We start from the raw sequence: 22,825 nt of genomic DNA, 5'->3' as shown, positions 1-22,825 counted from the left end.
TTAACATGGAACGAAAAAGAGAATTAAAGCAGCAGTTTAAAGAAACGCCCATTGAAGCTGGGGTTTATCAAATTAAAAATACAGTGAACAATAAAATCTTCATTGGCAGCACAAATAATTTAAAAAGCCTGAACGGAGTCAGATTTTCACTCGAAACAAACGGCTACATGCCTAATCGGGGGCTGCAGGAGGAATGGAATCAGTTTGGGAAAGAGGCTTTTGAAATCAGCGTTTTGGAGAAGCTGAAGAAGAAGGATGATCCGTATTTCAACGAGAAGGAAGCCCTGGGGAAGCTGGAGGAAAAGTGGCTGGAGGAGCTGCAGCCATTTGGCGATAAAGGTTATAACTAGGAATAATAACAACAATAAGAAACAGTTTAAGTCTGGTTCCCTTGAATCGGACTTTTTTTGTGATGCATTCTACTTTTGAAAGAATAGTAGAAATCTGTGTCAATCTGGGATTTTTATGAAAATTGCTGGATATCTTTGTTAAAATAAGGATGGGCAAATTAACTTAATTTAAGATATTTTATGAAAGGAATTTATTAACGAATGAAAAAGCCAAAAAAGGTTCTTTATTTTTATGCAATAGTAATGGTGATGGCAGGAATGCTTGCGGGTTGCGGAGGCAAAACAAATGAGGGGGCCAATGATGACGATTTGAAAAACAATTCATCGTTAGAATCTGCTGCTGAAGAGACAGCAGGTGAGTCAGAGGCTAATGATGGAAAAGACTCTTCAACAGAAGGATCTGCTCATAGTGAACCAGATAGTACGGCTTCGGAAAATAGTGCAGGGGATAAGGAAGACAATAAAACATTATCCCAGTATTCCAGTCAGCAAATCGAATACGCAAGAGTTTGGCTGCAGCTTGGACCGAATCAGGATCTCGATGAATTGTATGTTCAGTACATCCCTGCCGGTACACCACTTAATCCGGAAGATGAGACAAGTGCAGGCTATCCGGAAGATGTAATCCAGTTAGCAGGTTCCCGCCTTGCAGATGGTTCCGTTACTTATAGTGGAAATGGGGATGGTACGGTCAATGTTTACAATGTTCCTTTGCGCTGGGATGGCCAGTACCCAGCAGGAGAAAAATTTTACAGTGATATAATTGAAAATACAAAGCAAGTGTCCATTGAACCAGGCGAGGATGAAAAGGTTATTGAATTAATAGAAAAGCAAATCGAAGAATAAATAGTATCGATGGAAAAAGAGCTGGACTGACAAAGTCAATTCCAGCTCTTTACACATGGTCTTATTTTAAAGCAAATGATTCCTTCAGCCAATTCTTCCCTTCAACAATCCGGCTGACCATCATGGCCGATACCGTGTTGCCGGCTGAATTCAGGAGGGTAGCCGGTGCATCAATGACCGTAGATATAACAGCGATAACCGGCAGCACCTCAGGTGGGAAGCCGAATACACTCAGGATCAGCATTTCGCCTATCATCCCGCCGCCAGGAATGGCACCCATCACGGCTCCAACCAGGAACGAAATAACAAGGATAGTAAGGATGCTTGTCATGCTCGACATGTCTTTTCCAAACAAGCTGAACAGGAAGACGATCTTAAATACTCCGCCAATAACAGAACCATCTTTATGCGTGTTCGCGCCAAGCGGTATCATCGTCTCCGCAATGTCCTGGGGAACACCCATTTTTCGGACAGCGGCCAGGTTAATTGGGATACATGCTGCACTCGAGCATGTAGCAATCGCACTGACAGAAGGAGTGATCGCATTTTTCCAGAACACCCTGACGCCATCTTTACCGCCAGCCGCAAAGGCATACAGCGTAAAGAAACCAAAGAAGTAAATAAGAGTCAATATCAGATAAAGTACAAACACACGGACATATCCGCCCAGAATCTGCGGGCCAAGCTCACCAATGATTGTCGCGAAATAACAGCCAAGACCGATTGGCGCATAGTACATGACAAATCCAACAAACTTCATCATCACGACTGAACCGGATGAAAGGAGATTGGCAATCGGTTTGCCTTTTTCACCTGACATCGCTGTTGCCAGTCCGAACAAAATCGAGAACACAATCAGCTGCAGCATGTTGCTCTTTGAGAACAGCATCTGGAAATCAGGAACCGTGAATGCCTGAACCAGCTGGCCCAGGAATGTGATTTCTTCCGCTTCTGGATCGATAGAAGGTTCCGTCATAATGCTCTTAATTGCAGAGACATCTGTATTCTTCAGCGGATCCACAATGGAAATCCCGATGAAGCCCAGGATGGCAGAAATGACAGCCGTAATAAAAAACACGGTGAAAATCCCGGCCATAATCTTCCCAAGTCTTTTCATTCCGCCCATATTCGCAAGACTTGAAGCGATGCTAAAAAAGACGAGCGGCACAATGATCATAAATAATAAATTCAAGAATAAATCCCCAAATGGCTTCACAACCGCAGTCTTCGGGCCAAAAACCACTCCGGCAACTCCGCCGATGAGGATGGAGAGGAGCAGGAAGATGGTTAATTTGTAATTGGCAAAAACCTTTTTCATGATGTCTCAACCTTTCTGTGTAATTCAACACTCTATTATATAATTAAATCGTGGCTTAAAAGAAGGCTGATGGAATAATTCTTTATATTCTGTCTGATTTGCCTCTATTGGCCAAGCACCATTTGACATCAACCAGTAAATATCTTACAGTGATATTATCCAAAAGTCGAAAGGGTGAAGAAAAGCACATGATCTTTTAATTCTGCCTTGAGAGAAAATCGATATTGCAGCCTCAGGTTCAGTTCCAAAACCGTGTTGGAATGGGCTTTTTTATCGATTATTTTTCTGAGACAGGATTAATATGTGTGCTTTTTGACTTGAAAACAGGATGTAAATAGCCTATTTAAGTCTTTATTTGTGCCGCACTGCCTCTTGTCTCGGAAAAAACGAGATAGGAGGCTTTTTGTTTTGGAAAAAAATTTGGTGTTCGGAGGGAGCAGAATGGAATTTAAATTACAGGAAATAAATCTTGCAGTTAGCGATACAGGCCCATACGGAATTGCTGTTTCAGATAAGGGGGAGGTCTGGTTTACACAGCATAAAGCCAATATGATCAGCTGCATCGGATTGAATGGGGAAATGACAGAATACCCGCTGCCGACACCGGATGCAAAAGTCATGTGTGTAATGGTGTCATCAAAAGGTGAGGTCTGGTTTACCGAGAATGGGGCAAACAACATCGGGAGAATAACGAAAGAAGGCACTATTCAAGAATATCCCTTGCCCAATCCAGATTCAGCACCCTATGGGATTACAGAAGGGCCGAGCGGAGATATCTGGTTTACCGAAATGAATGGAAATAGTATTGGGCGGATTAGGAGTGATGGTTCTATCCATGAATATGCTCTTCCGGTTCAAGGTTCGTACCCGGCATTTATCACGCTGGGGTCTGATGGTGCTCTATGGTTCACAGAAAACCAAAATAATGCCATCGGAAGAATTACGGAAAATGGAGAAGTGACAGAGTTTAAAGTTCCTACACCTGCTTCTGGGCCGGTTGGAATTACGAAAGGAAACGATGGTGCCCTTTGGTTTGTGGAGATTATCGGCAATAAAATAGGACGTATCAGCACTTCTGGAGATATCACAGAATTTGAAATTCCAACTGCAAACGCCCGCCCGCATGCCATCACAGCAGGGGCAGGCAATGATTTATGGTTCACGGAGTGGGGAGCAAATAGGATTGGAAGAATTACAGACAACGGGATGATTGAGGAGTATCCGCTTGAACCCCCAAATGCTGAACCGCATGGCATTTCAAGCAGCGATGGGAAGACCATCTGGTTTGCATTGGAGTGTGATAGGATTGGGAAAATCATTAAAATCGATTAATAGGCAATTTTGATGAGAGCTTAATAGATTATTTAGCCCCGCCGTTAAGTCTGGACGGGGTTATTTTAATTCAGTTCTAATGGAATTATATATTTGCATGTAAATTTATAAAATTATTATTGTAATTTTAAGAATATTATTTATAATAAAGTTGAGAGGTGATTCAGGTGTCAGTTAAAAACTTTAGCGAGGAAAAAGCACTAACGCCAAGAGGGATTGAAACGCGTGAAAAATTATTAAAAGCTGCTGAAGAGGTCTTTGGGCAGAAGGGATATTTTGAAACTTCCATCGTCAATATTTCGCAGGAAGCCAAAGTCGCCCAGGGAACCTTTTATAATTACTTTCCTTCAAAGAAAGATATTTATGATGAGCTGATCCGCAGCTACAGCCGGGATCTGCGCATTGCGATTAAAGAAGGAATGGCAGGAAGCTCATCATTTGAGGAAGCACAGAGAAATGGCTTCTTCGCTTTCTTCAGCTGGGTCAAAAATCATCCGAATTTATACAGCATTGTCCAGCAGGCTGTTGTGGTGGATCAGGAGCTGTTCCGCTGGTATTACGGGAAGCTGGCAAACGGATTTTTAAAGAGTCTTGCTCAAGGGGTTGAAGCGGGAGAGTTTAAGGACCTGGACCAGGAGACAGTTGCATATTGTTTAATGTCGATTGGACAGTTCCTCGGCATGAGATGGGTGTATTGGGAAAAGAAAGAAGTTCCTGAAGAAGCATTTGATGCGGCGATGACACTTATATTCCAGGGGTTAAAAAAGTAAAGAGGGGGAGTTCGATGAAAGGGATTGCCTATTGGATCCAAAAATGGGCATTTACACATCCAGATCGAACAGCAGTCATAACAGATAACGAAAAGGTGTCCTACAGGAAGCTGGATAAAATGATCGATTCAGCTGCTGTGAAAATTTATGAAAAGCTGCAGGGAAAAAAAGGAGAACGCATCGCCATTCTGTCGCACAATCGGATTGAATACATAGTCCTTCTATTTGCCATTGCAAAGGCAGAATGTGTGGCCGTCCCGCTCAATATTCGGCTAAGTGCAAAGGAACTGGTTTTCCAGCTCAACGACAGCGGCTCAAAGCTGATTTTTGCCGAAAAAGAAAATGCAGAGTTTGCGTCTTCTCTTGTTGAACAAAGCGAACTTCAAAGCTTCGAGTTTATGGAGGATTTATGCGAGGGTACTCAAACGAGCTTTGCTAATGAGAATCCAATTGACGAGGAAGCTCCATACATTATCTGCTACACCTCCGGTACCACTGGCAAACCGAAAGGGGCCGTGCTGACACAGAGCAATATGTTCTGGAATGCGGTGAATAATAAGCTTGCGATCGATTTAACATCAGAGGATCGCTGTATCGTGCTTCTTCCGCTGTTTCATATAGGGGGAATCGGGCTCTTTGCATTTCCGTCCTTGTTTTCAGGCGGAACCATTGTCATCCCTGGCAAGTTTGATCCTGAAAAAACGCTCACGATGATTGAAAAGCATAAGGTGACCATTGTGATGGGAGTTCCGACCATTCATCAGGCGCTGCTGACAAGCCCTTCATTCAAAGAGGCTGATTTGAGCACAGTAAGGTGGTTCTATAATGGAGGAGCCCCATGTCCGCGTGAATTAATAGATGCCTATTTTGATAGAGGATTCCTCTTCGGACAGGGCTTTGGAATGACGGAGACGTCTCCTACTCTATTTATGCTCACAAAAGAAGACGCACCGAGGAAGAGAGGATCCATCGGCAAGCCGGTGTTATTTTCTGAATATAAGCTGATCGATTCAAAGGGCAAAGCTGCTGACAAAGGTGAAGTTGGCGAGCTTGCAGTGAGAGGGCCAAATATCATGAAGGAATATTGGAACAGGCCAGATGCCACTAAGGATGCACTGAAAGATGGATGGCTCCTGACGGGGGATTTAGCCAAAACAGATGAAGAAGGGTTCCTGTTCATAGTAGGACGGAAGAAAGAAATGATTATTTCCGGCGGGGAAAATATCTATCCGCTTGAAGTGGAGCAAGTGATCAGTCAATTAAGAGATGTAGCCGAGGTCGCGGTGGTTGGCAATGCTGATCCACTTTGGGGTGAAGTGCCTGAAGCGTTCATTGTAAAAGAAAATGGAAGCGCTTTAACTGAAGGTGATGTTGTCCAACACTGTCACGGGAATCTTGCAAAATATAAGATTCCAAAGAAAGTAACATTTTTAAACGAGCTCCCGAAAAATGCCACGGGAAAAATACAGAAAACACAACTTTTAGTTAGAGGGTGAAAAGGTGATCAGTTATAGTGTCGGCCAGCAGGCCTCCTGCAGCAAAACCATTACAGAAACAGATTTTGTGATGTTTGCAGGGTTGAGCGGCGATTTCAACCCGGTCCACATAGACGGGGAATACGCCAAAAAAACGAGATTTAAAAAGCGCATAGCCCATGGCCTCTTAACATCCAGTCTATTATCTCAGCTATTGGGTGTGCATTTGCCCGGAAAAGGATCCATTTATATTGAACAGACTATCCGGTTTAAGGCACCCGTTTTCATAGGCGATACGATTACCGCACAAGGAACGGTTCAGGAGATTGACAGCGAAAGGCGAATACTGACACTGCTGACAGAGTGCTTCAATCAGGATGGAACAAAAGTTTTGACAGGCACAGCCAAGATGATGGTGCCTGAAGATGGAGGGGTAATCTGATGGGAATTGGAATTCATGCAACAGGAGTATTTTTCCCCCCTGGAATCGAAACGGCAGCCGACCTGGCTGTGAAGACGGGAATACCCGAACAAGTGATTATTGAAAAGTTCGGTTTGGTCCAAAAGCATGTTGCAGATGATAGTCTCCATGCCTCCGACTTGGCCATTGCAGCGGGAAGGAAGGCGATCGAAGGGATTGACCCGTTGTCCATCGATGTTGTGATTTATTTTGGCAGTCCTCATAAGGACTATTACGTCTGGTCAAGCGCTCCGAAAATACAGCATGAATTAGGGGCGAAAAATGCCTATGCGTTTGAAATAATGAATGTCAGCTCCTGCTTTCCGATTGCATTGAAGGTAGCAAAAGACATGATTGCTTCAGACCATTCGATCCAAAACATCCTGCTGGTTGGGGGATGTAAAGAATCGCAGATCGTAGATTATGAGAATCCCCGGTCACGATTCATGTTCAACTTTGCCGATGGAGGTACTGCTGCACTGGTCACCAGAGATTCCTCGCAGAGTGAAATACTGGGGAGTGCCATCCTGACAGACGGCTCCTTCCATGATGATGTCCGAACGCCTGCAGGAGGATCCAGACATTTTGCCAGCCGAGAAACAGTTGAAAAAAACCTTCATTATATTGATGTGAAGGATCCGCAATCCATGAAAGAAAGACTTGATCCTGTATCGATTGCAAATTTTGATCATGTAGTTCGCGAAGCACTCCATAGAAGCGGTTATTCTCCTCAAGATATGAAACTCCTATTGCCATTGCACACCAAACGTTCCATGTTCAAAGAACTCTTACAATCACTCGAACTTCCAGAAGAAAAAGCAATTTACTTAAGTCACCATGGCCACATGTCTTCACTTGACCCATGCATTGGGCTGCATTTTGCCAAGGAACGCAGACTTTTGAATCCAGGGGACATTGCGGTTGCCGTCAGTGCGGGAACTGGGTATACGTGGGCTGCGACTGTAGTTCATTGGAAAGGAGAGAAGAGATGAAAAGGATAAAGGGAATAGTCCTGTTCCTTCTTCTTTTTTCCCTTTGGAGCACTGGTGGCGGGAATGCAGAAGCGTCCTATGACTTTCAGTATGCCTGGGGAAATGAGGCCGATCCCGCCAACAAGTTCCGGACGCCGGTAGCCCTGGCCAAAGATAGCTCCGGAAATCTTTACATGGCAGATATGGGAAACCACCGGATTGTGAAAATGGATTCTTCCGGAAAAATACTAGGGACATTTGGGTCACTCGGTCATTCACCAGGACAATTTAACATGCCTTTTGGCATTGCCATTGATCGAGAAGGGAACATTCTGGTGGCGGATACAGGCAACTACCGAATTCAGAAGTTCGATTCCCAATTCAAATTTATAAAAAGCTGGGGAACTAAAGGGGAAGGGAATAATCAATTTGGCTTTCCTAGAGAAATTGCGATAGATCAGCAGAACAACTATTACATTACAGATGAATTTAACCACCGGATTCAAAAGTATAATTCCGAAGGGCAGTATCTCTTAACAATTGGTTCGTATGGAAAAGCCAATGGCCAGATGGCTCTGCCGCAAGGCATTGCCATTAACAATAGTGGTGAAGTTTATGTAGCGGATACGTACAACAATCGAATACAGGTATTTGATCAGAATGGAAGCTTCAAGCGAAAAATAGGTGGGCTTGAACCTGGATTAGGATCTTATCAGTTTTACCATCCAAGGGGAATTAACTTTGAGCCTAGCTCTGGGGCATTGTATGTAGCAGACACTTATAACAACCGAATCATGAAATTCGACTCTTCTGACCGGTTTCTCTATACAACAGGAATTTTCCCTAATTTAGTGTATCCGAACCAGGTGCTTCCGGATGGAGATGGAGATTTATTTATTACCGATACAGGTAATAACCGAATTGAAGTCTACAAAGAAATAGGATTGAGCATCTCGTATAAGATGACAATCGGATTAGGCCGGTATGGTGACAAACAATATGCAGGGCCTTACGATGTTCAAAGCGATTCAAAGGGAAATGTGTTTGTTTCTGATTCCTTTAATCATAGAATCCTGAAGTATAATGCAAGCGGAAGTCTGGTTAGCAAATGGGGAAGCATGTACGGGACAGGCGGACCTTTTGGATACGGCAGTTATGCAGGTCAATTTTTTGTGCCGAGACAAATATCAGTTGACCGGTATGACAATGTATATGTGGCAGACTCAGTGAATCACCGCATTCAAAAGTTCTCTAATTCTGGAACCTTTCTCACAGCCTATGGATCTTTAGGAACATTAAGCGGCTTTTTCCAATTCCCAAGCGGTGTGGCAGTTGACAGCAAAGGCAATATCTTTGTGTCAGACTCTGAAAACAATCGGATCCAAAAGTTTAATTCCTTTTTCGTGTATATGAAGGAATGGGGCAGAAAAGGAACTGGCAATGGTGAATTCTTTCAGCCGATGCAGCTGGCGATCGATTCTAAAGACAATGTGTACGCAGTTGACCGAATCAACAATCGTGTTCAGAAATTTGATAACAATGGCCAGTTTATTACGAAATGGGGAACAAACGGAGGAGCCGGCCACCTGGATCCATTAGAGAATTGGGGCGAAGAACCGGGTGATTTGTTTCTGCCCACAGGCATTGCCATTGATGAACAGGATCGTGTATATGTTACAGATACTTCCAACAACCGCATGAATGTCTATGATGAAAATGGCAGATTCATAGAGCAGTTTGGATCTTTCAGCGGCGAAGACGGACATTTCTTTTCACCTCAGGGTCTTGATATAGACAGCAGCGGGAATATCATTGTTGAGACGGGCTGCTTCATAAAATTCAGTTCTTTAGAAAAGAAAATTAAAAAAGGGGGAATGGGAAGTGAAGTGTAAGGTGAAAGGCATTAAGTCTGTTTTTACTCTCTTAATCGTACTCACTCTTTTATTCATTACTGGATGTTCCGGAGACACAGCAAGTTCAGAAGAAGAAACGGTTAAAATTGGTGTTCTAGCCTCCTTAACCGGTCCACTCGAGACGTACGGAAAGCAGACGGTTGCCGGATTTGAACTGGGGCTCGATTATGCAACCGAGGGATCCAATGAAGTAGCGGGCAAAAAGGTCGAGTTCATTGTGGAAGATACGGAAACAAAGCCTGATGTGGCCGTAAGAAAAGCAACCAAGCTTCTGGAAGAGGATGAAGTGGATTTTTTAGTGGGTTCATCAAGCTCAGGTGACACACTGGCCGTTTTGCCGCTCGCTGAAGAATACGAAAAAATCATGGTGGTGGAGCCTGCGGTTGCTGATAGCATCACCGGCCAGAACTGGAACAAGTATATCTTCAGGACTGGAAGAAATTCGTCTCAGGATGCCGTTGCCGGTGCAGCTGCAATCGCTGAAAAAGATGTCAAAATCGCGACCTTCGCACAGGATAATGCTTATGGACGGGAAGGAATCGCTGCTTTTAAAGAAGGAGCGGAGAAGCTTGGTGCCACCATTGTGAATGAACAGTATGCAGACCCGAATTCCACTGATTTCACAGCGAATATTCAAAGCATCATAAATGAAAAGCCTGATTACCTTTATATCGTCTGGGCAGGATCCAATGCCCCATGGAAACAGTTAAAGGATATGCAGCTGGAGGAGCAGGGAATTAAAATTTCCACTGCGGCGCAGGATATTGCTTCCTTAAAGACGATGGATTCTCTAATTGGCATGAGCGGCTTTTCCATTTACTATCACACCCTGCCGGATAATGAAGTGAACGACTGGCTGGTGGAAGAGCATAAGAAAAAATTTGACGGTGAGATTCCTGACCTGTTTACAGCCGGCGGAATGACAGCTGCCATCTCCATTGTGGAGGCCCTGAAGGAAACAGAAGGTGATAAAGATGTGGACGGCCTGATCACCACAATGGAAAACATGGAGTTTGAGACACCGAAAGGAACGATGAAGTTCCGGGCTGAGGATCATCAGGCATTGCAGTCCCTGTACGCTGTAACCCTGGAGGAACAGGATGGTGTGGATCATCCGGTGCCGGTCCTGATCAGGGAATTGAATATGGAAGAAACCGAGCCGCCAATCCGAAATGACAAATAAAAATTCAGAATAGTTAGATATATAGGAGGTGAGCCAAGTTGGAAAATATTCTGGAAACCAAAAGCCTATCTGTTTCCTTTGGCGAGCATGATGTCATAAAAGATGTGAACATGGAAATAGAGCGAGGGAAGCTGACTTCGATTATCGGTCCAAATGGGGCCGGCAAGACCACTCTCTTTAACCTGCTGAGCGGCCAGATTGCTCCAACAAAGGGAGAGATTTATTTTAAGAAAGACAATATAACTAAGCTCTCTGTACCCTTACGGGCGAGAAGAGGCATTGGACGTTCCTTCCAGCTCACCAATATTTTTCCGGAACTGACGGTGCTCGAAAATATCAGACTGGCCATCCAATCATCAAGTAAAGATTACTACTCAATCTTTCCAAGGCTTTCGTACATGAACCGCCAGCAGGATGAAGCAAAAGCGGCAATGGAGAGGTGCATGCTAAGCGGCAAAGAAGATGTGCTGGCACAGGATCTGGCACACGGGGAAAAAAGAAAACTGGAGCTGGCCATGCTGCTGGCTCTAAAAACAGAACTGCTTCTTCTCGATGAACCGACAGCAGGCATATCTATTGAAGAGATCCCTGCCATTCTGGAAGTGATTGAGAACATTAAGAAGGAAGGCATGTACACGATTGTCTTAATCGAACACAAAATGGAAATGGTCATGCATCTGTCCGATACCCTTGTGGTGCTATTCAATGGAGAGCTCCTGGCGAGCGGCAACCCGAAGGAAATTATTAAGGATCAAAGAGTTCAGACGGCATATTTAGGAGGCTTGCACCGTGAGTCTATTAAAATTGGATAATCTGGAGACCTATTTGGGTCAATATCACATTCTTCAGGGTGTGTCCATGTCTGTGGAAGAGGGAAGCATCACCGTTCTCTTCGGGAGAAATGGTGCAGGCAAAACGACAACACTGCGCACCGTCATGGGCTTTAACCCATCCACCACGGGTTCCGTGCATTATCACGATCAGAAGATCAGCGGAATCCCTACCCACCTGATCTCCAGAAAAGGAATCGGCTATGTGCCGGAAAATCAGGGGATGTTCAGTGCGCTGACAGTAGAAGAAACCCTGAATCTGGCCAAGGCAAAGAGCACAGGTGAGACAGAGGAAAAAATGGAGTGGATGCTGGAGCTCTTCCCGGATTTGAAAAAATTTTGGCGGAAGAAAAGCGGATTGCTATCCGGCGGTCAAAAGCAGATGCTGGCTATTGCCAGGGCGTATATCAATGGAGATGGACTGCTTCTGATTGATGAGCCAAGTAAAGGACTGTCACCCATTATGGTTGAAAAACTCATGGAATCAATTTTGAAAATGAAAGAAAAAACGACGATTCTGCTTGTGGAGCAGAACTTCTTGATGGCAAGCGAGATTGGCGATTACTTTTACATTATGGACGACGGAAAAATAGTCCATGATGGCTGGATGCAGGATCTGAAGGAAGACAAGGATACCTGCCAGAAATACTTAGGCATCGCGTAAGCAGTGAAGGGGGGCTGGAAATGGAAGTCTTTATTAATTTATTGGTCAATGGGGTTTCAACAGGGCTTTTGATATTCCTTCTGGCTGCTGGACTTACCTTAATCTTTGGACTGATGAGTGTATTGAACTTCGCCCATGGCGGGTTATTCGTCTGGGGCGCTTTTTCAGGAGCGTGGATCTTTAAAGAAACAAACAGTTTTCTAATAGCGATAGCGGGTGCAGTTGCTGTTGGAATGGTCTTGGGCTGGGTTTTGGAGAGATTCCTGATCCGACCTGTCTATGGGAATCATGTCCGGCAGCTGCTGATTACATTAGGCGGGATGCTGGTATTATCGGAAAGCATCAAAATCTTCTGGGGGCCAAACCCGATAAGGGTAAACCTGCCAGCGTGGCTTGAAGGGAGCTATCAGTTTGATGGAATCATCATCATTAAATACCGTGTATTTGTAATCGTTGTTGGACTGCTGCTGTATCTGGCATTATGGCTTTTGCTCAGCCGTACGCAGATTGGACTTATGATCAGGGCTGGAGTGCTGGATAAGGAAATGGTTCAGGCGCTCGGAATCAATGTAAAGGGACTTTTTACATTCGTTTTCCTGCTCGGTGCTGGATTGGCTGCTTTAGGCGGAGCGCTATTGGCTCCTTATTCTGGTGTGGTTTTTGCGGAAATGGGCATGCAGTACGCCATACTTGCTTTCATTGTGGTCATCATTGGCGGGATGGGCAGCCTGCAGGGATCGGCACTGGCTTCCCTGATCGTAGGAGTAGCGGGTGCGTTTATGGCTTATTATATTCCTGATTTGTCATTGGCATTGAATATGCTCCTATTGGCCATCGTTTTATTAGTAAAACCAACAGGGCTGCTGGGAGAAAAGGGGAGTGCCGTATGAGAGGGGTATTTCATAAAGTGCCGCTGTATTGGGGGCTAGCGATTCTGCTGTTCATGCTTCTGTTTCCCTTTGTAAACGACTCTCGGAGCACTCTGATTTTACTGACGCAAATCTTCATTTTTGCTATTTTTGCGATGAGCTTCGATATTCTATTAGGTTATACCGGCATTGTTTCCTTTGGTCATTGTATGTTCTTTGGGATTGGCGCTTACAGCACGGCCCTTATTTTTAATAAGCTGGATGCAACTCTGCCAAACTTTTTAATAGGATTAGTTATCGGCATCCTCCTGTCCGCTTTGGTTAGCTATATCATTGGTTTACTATCACTAAGGCTCAAAAGCCACTTTTATGCCATGCTGACACTGGCTGTATCACAGCTGTTTCTTGTACTGGCAGAGAAGTGGAGGGGGCTGACGCATGGTGGAGACGGTTTTACCTTCAGTGTGCCTGACGTATTCAAAGACCGTACTTCTTTCTATTACATTACACTTATTAGTGTAGCCATTGTTTTTATTTTGCTGAAGCTTTTTACAGAATCGTCCACTGGCAAAGTGTTAAAAGCCATTTCCCAGAATGAAGATCGGGCAGAAGCACTGGGGTATCAAATACTTCATTATAAACTGATTGCCAGCGTAACGGCCGGAGTGGCAGCTTCCTTAAGCGGCGCACTTTATGCAGTGTCACTACGGTTCATTAATACCAATGTCTTTTCTATTGAAGTTACCCTTGATGCTCTCTTAATGACGATGATCGGGGGAATGGGAACCCTGGCTGGTGCCATAGCAGGAGCAGGGATCATCGAGTTTTTAAGACATTATCTTTCTGAGCTTGCGATGACTTTCCCCATCTTTGAACGATGGACGATTATCCTCGGATTCTTATATATAGTGGTGCTCCTTGGGTTCCCTTCCGGCTTGGCAGGAGTTATTAAAAAGTTCACGTTGAAAAAGGGGAGGAGGGAGAAGAAGAAAAGGGAAATAGAGAGGGCTGCATAGTGTGGGATAAGAAGATTCTGGAAACCTTGCCATCATGGGTAAGGTTTTTTATTAATTGCAAAAACACCTATTTTTTTCGGGATATTGACGGGGGGTTAATATCAAACCATGATCTTTAATGTTGTGAAAAAACGTTCTTAAGCTGGTGTGAGAGCTGATAAATCCAATGCGGATCAGGCTATGGAAGCGGTCATAGTTATCAATAGAACATAGAAAAAGAATAAACCTCTCCATCAAAATCAAGGAATTTCAGGAGAGGCTGGTACTATAGGCTGTTCTTGGAAAAGTATTTCCGGGTTTCTTCACGTGTTTGATTTGGCAAGACACGATCCAGCTCTTCATTTAACCATGAAAGTGTTTTACTGCGCAGGAAATCACGCATTTTTTCTTCGGCTGAGAGCATAACTAAATTGATGGTACAGGAGGAGGTACCTGAAGAGCAGATATTTTCTCTATACAAATAACCATTATCTTTAATGTTTTTACATTGAAAAATTGGCTTGGGACCTTCAACTGCTTCAATTACATCCCAAAAAGATATTTCTTCTGGAGATTTAGCGAGTTTATAACCACCCTTAACTCCAGGAACTGAACTAACAATTTCGTTCTTAGATAATTTACTGAATATCTTTAGTTTGAGAAGTGTGCTTACATACTAATAAGTGTGGTGCTGAGTTATAGTGAATGTTAACTTCAGTCAATAAATAGATGGATGCTCTTTAAATGGACACATATAAGAGACATGGCAAGGAGCTTGAATAGAATGGAGACATCTATAGAAAGACTATTATGGAGTATTGCACTTCCTGGTTTTGGGCAATTTTTAAATGGAAAATTGATAAAGGGAATGGTTATTGTATTTTTAGAGTTCCTTATAAATGTACAAGCGAATTTCAACGGGGTCATTATTTCTAGTTTTCATGGAGATATTGAGAAGGCAATAGCAGAAACTGATTATTTGTGGCTCATGTTTTACCCTTGTTTGTATTTCTTTGCGATGTGGGATTCTTTTAAAGATGCAGGAGGAGGGAAAAACAGTTATTCTTTTCTACCGTTTGTGTCTTCAGCTTACTTTGTTACAGTGGGGTGTATGTATTCCTCTACCTTTAAGCTTTTTGGAGTACTATTAGGACCTATTTGGCTTCCGATATTGTGCGTTATACCAGGTGTCAGTGTGGGCGTTATTTTAATGAAGATAATAAGAAAAAAACACTTCGAACCATTTTAACCAGGGCAGCCATCTTATTGTTAAGCACTTTAAGTAAGCTGTTTAGTCACTGTATAATGAATAATTACCATGTTCAATTACAAACTAAGAAAAGAAATAATTTTCAATATACAGACTTAACCGTCCCAAATACTCGATAAGTTAATTCAAATTGATATTTCTATTTTAAATTTGCTGGAGCAAAAAAGTTTACTGCAAAACAGGTTTTTTTATACAAAAATGCTGAAGACAGAGAGAGCAAGTTATTCAAAGTGGCATCAACCCAGCAGAGGCCGCTTAATGCTGTTGAATTAGAAAGTATGTTTGGTTCCTTTCAATGTAATAATGTTGGTTTAGCTTTATGTACTGCTTTTTCGGATGTCGCAATGGATGAAGATACAAAGAGTTTTTTAGAGGATGGAACCAAATTGTCATACCATCAAGTTGATGTTTTATCAAAAATATACAGAGAAAACGGAGTGCCGACAACCACTGGACTGGAGGCTCACGTATATAAGGTGAATAAATCCCCATTTTCAGATAAACTAATGGCTAACTTAATCATGTTTTTGAACCCTATCGGAATAGGCAATCTGCAAACTGCTGTGGTTTCAAGTTATAAAAAAAGTCATGTGAAAAGTCTAAAGGAATTAATTGATCAGGTAGAAAGCTATTCAGAGCAAGGGTTTAAGTTATTGGTGCGGAAAAACTGGCTTAATGAACCGCCGGTAGCCAATAGGTCAATTGATAGTTAATCATTTGAGTCAAACAGCCTGAAACATTCCCGAAAAATTGTGAGAGTGAACAAAAAGCCGATTTCATGATTATAGGAAAATCGGCTTCTTGACATTCATCATTTTGTTGATGGGAATTACAAGTTCTTATTGAATGAATTCAGTTAACTTTCTATAAGAAAGAACATTGCCATTTGTCATTTGATGAAAGGTCTGGTTGTTTACAATCTCTTCACCGATAGACCGTAAATAGGTTAAGGTCGCTCTAAATGGTCCGGATCCACAGCTTAGCCTTTCGATTCCGATCTCAGATAGCTCTGATAAAGAAGGCATCTCTGGGTCAACCAATAAGTTGATAGGACAAGAAATTTCCTCTCTTATTTTTTTAATACTCTTCCTATCAGCTAAGCCAGGAATGAAAATGCAATCTGCCCCTGCATCCTGATAGGCTTTTGCCCGTTTTACAGCTTCTTGTAAACGCGTTGAAGAATCCCCAATTTTTAACCAAAATAGATCTGTTCGTGCATTAATAAATAACCGCATATTGCTGGATTCCGAAAGTTCTTTGATAGCTGCTATTTTTTCCTCTTGAGATGAAATATCAAATATTGGACTGTTAGGATCACCTGTACCGTCCTCCAGATTTATCCCGATAGCTCCAGCAGCAGCTACTGCTTTTACGGTCTCTAAAACTTCTTCAACAGTCACTCCATAACCTGCCTCAATGTCTGCGCTTACAGGAACATTTACTGATTTGGCGATATTTTCAATCGTTTCAACCATTTTGTTAAGAGGCATACTTTGCCCATCCAAGTACCCCAAAGAAGCAGCAATACCGGCACTTGTTGTTCCAATCGCTTTAAAGCCGCATTCTTCAAACATCTTTGCACTGATTACATCCCATGCGTTTGGCAAAACAAGGGTGGATGATTGCTGATGTAAGCGGTGAAAAGTATTTGCCTTTAATGATTGTTCTTTGCTACTCATAGAATTAAGCTCCTTTTCCTATTTTGGTTAAAGTATCTTATTGCTTCATTTTCTATTGTAAAGGCTAAATAATTCATTATAGAAATATGGAGTGCATATTGATTTCTCAACTGAAGCCGCTGTGGATGCCCTCTTAAGTAGATGTTCGGAGGGCTTGAAAACTCTGGATGATCCCTAAGATCTCACTTTGAAAAAAGGGAAGTGGAGAGCGCTGCTTAGATAGCCATTTATCCAGAAACCAAGAAAAACGCTCGGCAATCTCGAGCGTATTACTGCGGCGGATTTGTAACGCCTAAATTAACCCAATCCTCTTTTGACGGACCATAAACCCCAAAAGGCTTTAATCCTGCCTGGCGGATGAGAATGGTTAATTGGCCGCGATGATGCACAATGTGTTTAATTAAGCCCATCAAAATTTGAGCATTGGTTTCCTCTCTTCCAAATGCCTTCTGTGTCTGGCTCAATGAGTCATCTGACCATTGCTGTTCGATCGCCAGTGCCGCTTCCTCACTCAGCTTTTTAAATGTATCCGCAATTTCTTTGGCAGAAGAGGGGCTATTTTCTTCATTTTCAGCTCTCTGCATTTTTACTCCGAAATGAGATAAATAATCAGGAATATTCGTGGTGAAATGCCAGGCAATTCGCCCTAAGGTGCGTCCTTCAGGATAGACCTGCTGCTTTAAAGAGTTATCTGTTAAACTGTCCAGTACTTTTTGCGTCAGCATTGCTTCTCTATTCCATTCTTTAATAAAATCTGTGACTGTAACGTACATAGAGTATCCCTCCGTTCATGGGATAAATTATAAAACGTTTGTTCGTATTTTTCAAGGGTCCATCTTATGATTATGGTTATAAATGTTACATAATTTTCACAATTCATTCGACAATCTTCGCGCGAAACTGGCCGCTGATTTCTATATAGTGAAAAGTGTCAGGTTTTAAAGAATGGGGTGTAAAGATGAGAACTTTAAAGATAAAAGACTTAACCCTGGACGCGCTGGAAGAGCTGGAACATGATCTTCATGAAAATGGGGAAAAAAGCGATTACGGCTATTACATGCAGCTGGTGACCCTCTATGAAACGATGTATAAAAAGCTTACAAATCTCGCCAGAAATAATGGCCCCTATTATGACAACGCCCTTCAGCAAACGAAAAAACTGCTGCTATCCCATCTTATTAAATATGGAACCTACTTAAAAATGAATCACTTCAGAGATGACGGGGATGCGGTAGAGTCACTCCTCAAGGCAATTCGAGTGGAACAAAAGCTTCCAATAGCGTATTACCGTCTTGGCTGCCTCGCCTATAAACATGGCAAATACGGTTCAGCTGTCCGCTATTTTCAGCAGTCCCTAAGTCAGCAGCTCTCAGGTGATCCAAGCTACAGCCTCAATCAGCAGCAGGAGCTCCACGCCCATATGTATTTGGCCAACAGCGGGCTGCATATTGCGGGCGAGACCTATGAAACGATGGGAAAACTCCCATATCCGGATCAGCTCCCGAACGCAGAGCTGTCCCCATTATTTGAAGCATTATCAGCCAATGAAACCTACCTGCATAACCACGCCTTCTACAAAATGACCAAAAATAAAACGGAAACCTGTTCAAAGGATGCTTGCGAACACCTCTTTGAAAACAATGAAGCAGGTGAGCTGGTCCTGTACTTTAACGACCGTGAAAATATACTATTATTTAATGGTCAGGATGCCATCATCACTCCAACCGATGCCAATATGATCAGACATTTCATGCTGTGCTCAAGCAAAGAAAAACCAAGTACGAGAATCACCATGCGCGACTTCTTCGGAAGAACGGGGCGTGAAGGGGAGGTAAAAAAGAGCACCTTTATCAAATCCATAGAAAGACTCAGGGTAAAATTACGGGATATGCCTGAGATGATTGATGTAACGGAACACAGGGGAGAGACTGCTTATTATTTTAATGACACCCATCCATATACCGTCCTATTCAGGGTGGATGATGCTTTTGCGAATGAGTATGTGAACTGAAAATACATGAATGAGGAGCCTAATGAGCGGTAATTTAATACTGCTCATTAGGCTTTTTTTAAGGACTGTCACATCTCGGTGTTAAGATGATGTGTCCTTCTAAGTGCCTGTTTTAGTCTTGGAACAAGGAAAAAGGACAAAGCTGTTACAGCAAGGTCGAGAGGAAAATAGGCAAGCATCCAGCCCCAGGCCATACCGTAGCTAAATCCTGCCGGTGCATCTGCCCAAAGCAGAAGAGCAAAATACATCCAGTTGGTTCCAATTATGTAGTTGCAAAAAAGGCTTAAAGTTCCTGCCATAAAATATTGCTTTGGATTAATCAGTTGAGAATCCCCAACCCATTTTCCAGCAACATAAGCAACAGCCACAAAAGACAGCACAAAGCCAAAGGTCGGGCTTAATAACTGGGCAGGCCCTCCTTTAAACTGTGCAAAAACAGGTGCACCTATTAAACCGACAAACACATAGACCAGCATAGCAATGGATCCTTTTCTGCTTCCTAACACTGCCCCGGCTAAAATAGCAATGAGAAGCTGCAAAGTAATAGGAACACTCCCGATCATGAGAAATGGGGATAGATTTGCGCCCACGCCCATCAAAGCCGCAAAAAGACCGCAAAGAACCAAATCTTGAGTCTTTAAATCTTTCATATGAACCTCCTCTTGCGTTAACCAAAAATATTTTAGGTTAACAATAAGTTGAATATAATATTCTCATATGTTAACTTATTTGTAAATATGGTTAACATATAAAAGGAGGAATAGTTATTAGAAGTCTCTTTATTACAGGCACAGATACTGATGCAGGAAAAACGACAGCTGCCGCTCTTCTTTTAGCGTATTTAAAAAAGAAAGGCATCCAGACGGCTGCATATAAGCCTGTGCAAAGTGGTGCTGAAATCATTGATGGCGTGCTTTGCGCACCTGATGTCGAGTTTTATAAATTGGCCAATCCGGAATTAGCTGCTTCCACTACATATCTTTTAAAAAAACCATGTTCCCCGCATCTGGCCGCAAGGGAAGAGGAAATAGAAATCGAGATTGATAAGATCATTGAGCATTATCAGCGGCTGTCAAGGGAGAATGAATTTGTATTAATAGAAGGTGCTGGCGGAGTCTTCGTTCCTTTAAGGGACGATGGATACAGCATGGTTGATTTAATGAGAGAACTGTCCGCCCCAGTTGTGATGGTGGCAAGGACCGGGGTAGGCACAATCAACCACACCGTTCTGACCGCTGAAAGGTTAAAACAAGAAGGAATAAATGTGATCGGCGTTATCATGAATCAGATGACAAAAGAGGATACAAAGGTTGAGCAGGACAACATACGAATGATTGAGCTTATGACCAGGGTTCCTGTTTTAGGGATGATCCCCTATTTAGAAAATCCATTATCCGCCTTTGGTGATTCAGACATGCTTGACCATCTATTTTCAAAGCTGATGGAGGTGGACAGTAATGAGTGAGCAGGCAAATCTGTTAGAAAGCAGCAGGAAGCATTTATGGCTTCCGTTTACACAAATGACAGACTATGAGAGAGATCCGCTGATCATTGAGAGCGGAGAAGGGATCATTCTGAAGGATATGAATGGGAAGGAATATCTGGATGGATACTCCTCACTTTGGCTAAATGTGCACGGCCACCGGAAAAAGGAATTGAATGAGGCGATAATGGAGCAGCTTGATTTAATCGCACATTCCACACTTTTAGGAGCAGCGAATGTACCTGCTATCCGGCTTGCTGAGAAGCTTATCGAGATTACACCGGAAAATCTGCAGCGGGTATTCTATTCTGATTCCGGGGCAACATCCGTAGAAATCGCCATCAAAATGGCCTATCAATATTGGCAAAATAAAGGAAAACATAAGAAAAAGAAATTCGTCACGCTCACGAACAATTATCATGGAGATACAATTGGAGCCATTAGTATCGGGAATGTTGATTTATTCCACCGCGTGTATGGATCCTTAATGTTTCAAACCTTAAAAGCTCCTTTTCCTCTCCAATACCGGAGTCCCTATTCAGGTGAAGCAGAGGTTAAAGAAAGGGCATTAACAGAGCTGAAAGCCATTTTCCGGGAATATCATGAAGAAATTGCAGCCATAACACTCGAACCGCTTATCCAGGGAGCAGGCGGCATGAATGTCATGCCTGCTGGCTATCTTAAAGGGGTGGAAGAGCTTTGCCGTGAATTTAACATCCTTCTAATTGCGGATGAGGTAGCGACAGGCTTTGGCCGAACAGGAAAGATGTTTGCAGTCGAGCATGAAGGCGTTCAGCCGGATATCATGACCGTTGCGAAAGGGATCACAGGCGGTTATCTTCCGCTTGCTGCCACACTTACGACAGAGGAAATTTATCAGGAGTTTTATGGGGAATATGAAGAAATGAAAACCTTCTTCCATGGGCATTCCTACACAGGCAATCAGCTCGGATGTGCAGTCGCCTTGGCTAACTTGAAAATCTATGAAAAAGAAAACCTTGTCGAACAGGCAGCCAAAAAAGCAGAAGTCATTCAATCTGAATTAGCTGCATTAGAAAGCCTCAAACATATAGGAGACATCCGCCAAGTGGGACTGATGTGCGGCATTGAGCTGGTTCAGGATAAAGAAACAGGGAAGCCTTTCCCATGGGAAAGCCGAATGGGGTACCATTCAACACTGGAAATGAGAAAAAAGGGCATGCTGACTAGACCGCTTGGGGATGTAATTGTCTTTTTGCCGCCTCTGGCAAGTACTGATGATCAGATCAGGAAAATGATTCAAATCATGAAAGATTCAATTGTAGCTGTGACTGAAAAAGAAAATTCGTTTGTTTGATTAGAAACAGCCCCCTTATTCATTTAATATAGGGGGCTGTAAGTGTTGAGGGTTATTTAGTAAATCCTCCAGTGCCAGATCCAGGGTGGAATGATTCTCAGATTCCAGCCAGTTTTCTGGAATGAGGAGATAAGAGCAGCTGCCGCTGTGTAAATAACGGTAAATAATATGTGCTGCATCGATTTCATGTTTGCTAATGTCTCCGGCCGCATTTGCTTCTTCATTTTTAAAATAAGCTAAAATGTCCGCTTTTATTTTTTCCTCCATGCTGTGTGCTGCTGCAAAACTGTAGCTGAACAGAATCTCCGTCCTTTTTATAAGGAAAAGTTTAATCGCTAAATCTGCTAATCTTTCGATAGCAACGATATTATGATTTCCTTCAGTGAATTCAATCACTTTTTCTTTTCTTAACAGGGAGCTTACTGCCTGTATATGATCCCGGTAGGCGGAGGCCGATTCAAAATCAAATGCTTCAGAGGCGTTCAGCATCATCTGATTAAGATCCTCCAGAATACTCATGTCAGTGCCTTTCAGAAAACCGATAAACCTGTCCAGGATGTCATTGTACTTTTGTTCCGCAGGCCCGCCAAGACACCGGCCAAGGCATGAGCCTAAGGAATAATTCAGGCAGGCGGAGTTCGTTCCATTGGTATTGCTGCAGTTCAGCTTAAAGCAGTCCTTTAACCCCCGAAGAGCTCTTTCTACATTTCTTCGGCTGGTAAAAGGGCCAAAATAAACCTTGCCGTCATTTTCAATAGGATTAAAGGCAATATCAATTTTACGGTGATTGCCGGTAAGGCTGATCGAAATATAAATGAATGACTGCGGACTCTTCATCATTCGATTATAGAGCGGCTTAATGCTTTTTATTAATTGGCATTCAAGCATAAAAGCCTCGAATTCAGTATCTTTCAGGATATAGTCAAAATCTCTTAAGTGTTTGACCAGCTTTTTAATCTTTGGTGAATGATTTGTGGAGTCTCGAAAATAAGACTGAACCCGATTCTTTAGATTTTTCGCCTTCCCCACATACAGAATTTGACCCAGCGAATCCTTCATCAGATATACGC

General features: G+C 42.9%; 22 protein-coding genes and 2 pseudogenes. 18 read left to right on the top strand and 6 right to left on the bottom strand.

Annotated features, from left to right (window positions below; all coding sequences use genetic code 11):
• Nucleotides 1-5 precede the first annotated feature (5 nt).
• Nucleotides 6-350 carry a GIY-YIG nuclease family protein gene (locus CE058_RS04975; RefSeq protein ID WP_163140677.1) on the top strand — a complete coding sequence of 115 codons (345 nt, stop codon included), beginning with the start codon at nucleotides 6-8 and terminating at the stop codon, nucleotides 348-350.
• 201 nt (nucleotides 351-551) lie between these two features.
• Nucleotides 552-1,196 (top strand): hypothetical protein, encoded by a 645-nt coding sequence (locus CE058_RS04970; protein WP_163140675.1) that lies wholly within the window; start codon nucleotides 552-554, stop codon nucleotides 1,194-1,196.
• Nucleotides 1,197-1,257: 61 nt separating this feature from the next.
• Here the strand turns inward: CE058_RS04970 and CE058_RS04965 are convergent, their stop codons facing one another.
• Nucleotides 1,258-2,514 carry a dicarboxylate/amino acid:cation symporter gene (locus tag CE058_RS04965; protein ID WP_163140673.1) on the bottom strand — a complete coding sequence of 419 codons (1,257 nt, stop codon included), beginning with the start codon at nucleotides 2,512-2,514 and terminating at the stop codon, nucleotides 1,258-1,260.
• A gap of 441 nt (nucleotides 2,515-2,955) precedes the next feature.
• Between CE058_RS04965 and CE058_RS04960 the strand changes: the two genes are divergently transcribed.
• The 11 genes and pseudogenes from CE058_RS04960 (at nucleotide 2,956) to CE058_RS04910 (ending at nucleotide 13,997) form a co-directional block, all read left to right on the top strand.
• Nucleotides 2,956-3,846 carry a Vgb family protein gene (locus tag CE058_RS04960; RefSeq protein ID WP_163140671.1) on the top strand — a complete coding sequence of 297 codons (891 nt, stop codon included), beginning with the start codon at nucleotides 2,956-2,958 and terminating at the stop codon, nucleotides 3,844-3,846.
• 167 nt (nucleotides 3,847-4,013) lie between these two features.
• Nucleotides 4,014-4,616 (top strand): TetR/AcrR family transcriptional regulator, encoded by a 603-nt coding sequence (locus CE058_RS04955; RefSeq protein WP_163140669.1) that lies wholly within the window; start codon nucleotides 4,014-4,016, stop codon nucleotides 4,614-4,616.
• Nucleotides 4,617-4,630: 14 nt separating this feature from the next.
• Nucleotides 4,631-6,112, top strand: coding sequence for an o-succinylbenzoate--CoA ligase (locus CE058_RS04950; RefSeq protein WP_163140667.1), 1,482 nt, complete (start codon nucleotides 4,631-4,633; stop codon nucleotides 6,110-6,112).
• A gap of 4 nt (nucleotides 6,113-6,116) precedes the next feature.
• A complete protein-coding gene (locus CE058_RS04945) occupies nucleotides 6,117-6,533 on the top strand; it encodes a MaoC family dehydratase (protein ID WP_163140665.1) in 417 nt (138 codons plus the stop codon).
• Nucleotides 6,533-7,543: a 3-oxoacyl-ACP synthase gene (locus CE058_RS04940; RefSeq protein ID WP_163140663.1), complete on the top strand. Its 1,011-nt coding sequence runs from the start codon at nucleotides 6,533-6,535 to the stop codon at nucleotides 7,541-7,543. The genes CE058_RS04945 and CE058_RS04940 overlap by 1 nt, the downstream gene beginning before the upstream one ends.
• A pseudogene (locus CE058_RS04935) lies at nucleotides 7,540-9,386 on the top strand (6-bladed beta-propeller). The gene CE058_RS04940 and the pseudogene CE058_RS04935 overlap by 4 nt, the downstream one beginning before the upstream one ends.
• A gap of 29 nt (nucleotides 9,387-9,415) precedes the next feature.
• The gene (locus CE058_RS04930; protein WP_483297532.1) at nucleotides 9,416-10,618 is read left to right on the top strand and encodes a substrate-binding domain-containing protein; all 1,203 of its coding nucleotides are present in this window, start codon (nucleotides 9,416-9,418) and stop codon (nucleotides 10,616-10,618) included.
• A 38-nt stretch (nucleotides 10,619-10,656) separates the two neighbouring features.
• Entirely contained in the window at nucleotides 10,657-11,430 is a 774-nt protein-coding gene (locus CE058_RS04925; RefSeq protein ID WP_163140660.1) for an ABC transporter ATP-binding protein, read from the top strand.
• Nucleotides 11,408-12,112 (top strand): ABC transporter ATP-binding protein, encoded by a 705-nt coding sequence (locus tag CE058_RS04920; RefSeq protein WP_163140658.1) that lies wholly within the window; start codon nucleotides 11,408-11,410, stop codon nucleotides 12,110-12,112. Before CE058_RS04925 ends, CE058_RS04920 begins: the two co-directional genes overlap by 23 nt.
• A gap of 20 nt (nucleotides 12,113-12,132) precedes the next feature.
• Nucleotides 12,133-13,002, top strand: a complete 870-nt coding sequence (locus CE058_RS04915) for a branched-chain amino acid ABC transporter permease (protein WP_163140656.1) — start codon at nucleotides 12,133-12,135, stop codon at nucleotides 13,000-13,002.
• A 41-nt stretch (nucleotides 13,003-13,043) separates the two neighbouring features.
• Nucleotides 13,044-13,997, top strand: coding sequence for a branched-chain amino acid ABC transporter permease (locus tag CE058_RS04910; protein WP_163141137.1), 954 nt, complete (start codon nucleotides 13,044-13,046; stop codon nucleotides 13,995-13,997).
• 265 nt (nucleotides 13,998-14,262) lie between these two features.
• Here the strand turns inward: CE058_RS04910 and CE058_RS04905 are convergent.
• A pseudogene (locus CE058_RS04905) lies at nucleotides 14,263-14,628 on the bottom strand (Rrf2 family transcriptional regulator); the annotation flags it as partial.
• Between the two features lie 132 nt (nucleotides 14,629-14,760).
• Between CE058_RS04905 and CE058_RS04900 the strand changes: the two are divergent.
• On the top strand, nucleotides 14,761-15,225 hold the full coding sequence (locus CE058_RS04900; RefSeq protein WP_048008518.1) for a hypothetical protein: 465 nt from the start codon (nucleotides 14,761-14,763) through the stop codon (nucleotides 15,223-15,225).
• Between the two features lie 251 nt (nucleotides 15,226-15,476).
• Nucleotides 15,477-15,959, top strand: coding sequence for a DUF3231 family protein (locus tag CE058_RS04895; protein ID WP_286167881.1), 483 nt, complete (start codon nucleotides 15,477-15,479; stop codon nucleotides 15,957-15,959).
• 126 nt (nucleotides 15,960-16,085) lie between these two features.
• Here CE058_RS04895 and CE058_RS04890 read toward each other — a convergent pair whose 3' ends face one another.
• A complete protein-coding gene (locus tag CE058_RS04890) occupies nucleotides 16,086-16,925 on the bottom strand; it encodes an isocitrate lyase/PEP mutase family protein (protein ID WP_163140654.1) in 840 nt (279 codons plus the stop codon).
• A gap of 269 nt (nucleotides 16,926-17,194) precedes the next feature.
• Nucleotides 17,195-17,698, bottom strand: coding sequence for a DinB family protein (locus CE058_RS04885; protein ID WP_163140652.1), 504 nt, complete (start codon nucleotides 17,696-17,698; stop codon nucleotides 17,195-17,197).
• 185 nt (nucleotides 17,699-17,883) lie between these two features.
• Between CE058_RS04885 and CE058_RS04880 the strand changes: the two genes are divergently transcribed.
• A complete protein-coding gene (locus CE058_RS04880) occupies nucleotides 17,884-18,936 on the top strand; it encodes a tetratricopeptide repeat protein (protein WP_163140650.1) in 1,053 nt (350 codons plus the stop codon).
• 68 nt (nucleotides 18,937-19,004) lie between these two features.
• On the opposite strand, the gene CE058_RS04875 is transcribed toward CE058_RS04880, so the two are convergent.
• The gene (locus tag CE058_RS04875; protein ID WP_163140648.1) at nucleotides 19,005-19,586 is read right to left on the bottom strand and encodes a biotin transporter BioY; all 582 of its coding nucleotides are present in this window, start codon (nucleotides 19,584-19,586) and stop codon (nucleotides 19,005-19,007) included.
• Nucleotides 19,587-19,684: 98 nt separating this feature from the next.
• On the opposite strand from CE058_RS04875, the gene bioD reads away from it, so the two are divergent.
• Together bioD and bioA are read left to right on the top strand one after the other, a co-directional pair.
• Nucleotides 19,685-20,401 carry a dethiobiotin synthase gene (gene bioD / locus CE058_RS04870; protein ID WP_353618129.1) on the top strand — a complete coding sequence of 239 codons (717 nt, stop codon included), beginning with the start codon at nucleotides 19,685-19,687 and terminating at the stop codon, nucleotides 20,399-20,401.
• Nucleotides 20,394-21,755: an adenosylmethionine--8-amino-7-oxononanoate transaminase gene (gene bioA / locus CE058_RS04865; protein WP_163140646.1), complete on the top strand. Its 1,362-nt coding sequence runs from the start codon at nucleotides 20,394-20,396 to the stop codon at nucleotides 21,753-21,755. The genes bioD and bioA overlap by 8 nt, the downstream gene beginning before the upstream one ends.
• A gap of 15 nt (nucleotides 21,756-21,770) precedes the next feature.
• Here the strand turns inward: bioA and CE058_RS04860 are convergent, their stop codons facing one another.
• Complete coding sequence (locus CE058_RS04860) at nucleotides 21,771-22,814, bottom strand: UvrB/UvrC motif-containing protein (RefSeq protein WP_286167879.1); 1,044 nt, start codon at nucleotides 22,812-22,814, stop codon at nucleotides 21,771-21,773.
• Between the last annotated feature and the right edge of the window lie 11 nt (nucleotides 22,815-22,825).

This window comes from Bacillus sp. 22-7, assembly GCF_010628845.1.
GTDB lineage: Bacteria > Bacillota > Bacilli > Bacillales > Cytobacillaceae > Cytobacillus > Cytobacillus firmus_B.
Note: the sequence above shows the minus strand (reverse complement) of the source record. Positions and strands in the feature narration are given on the sequence as shown.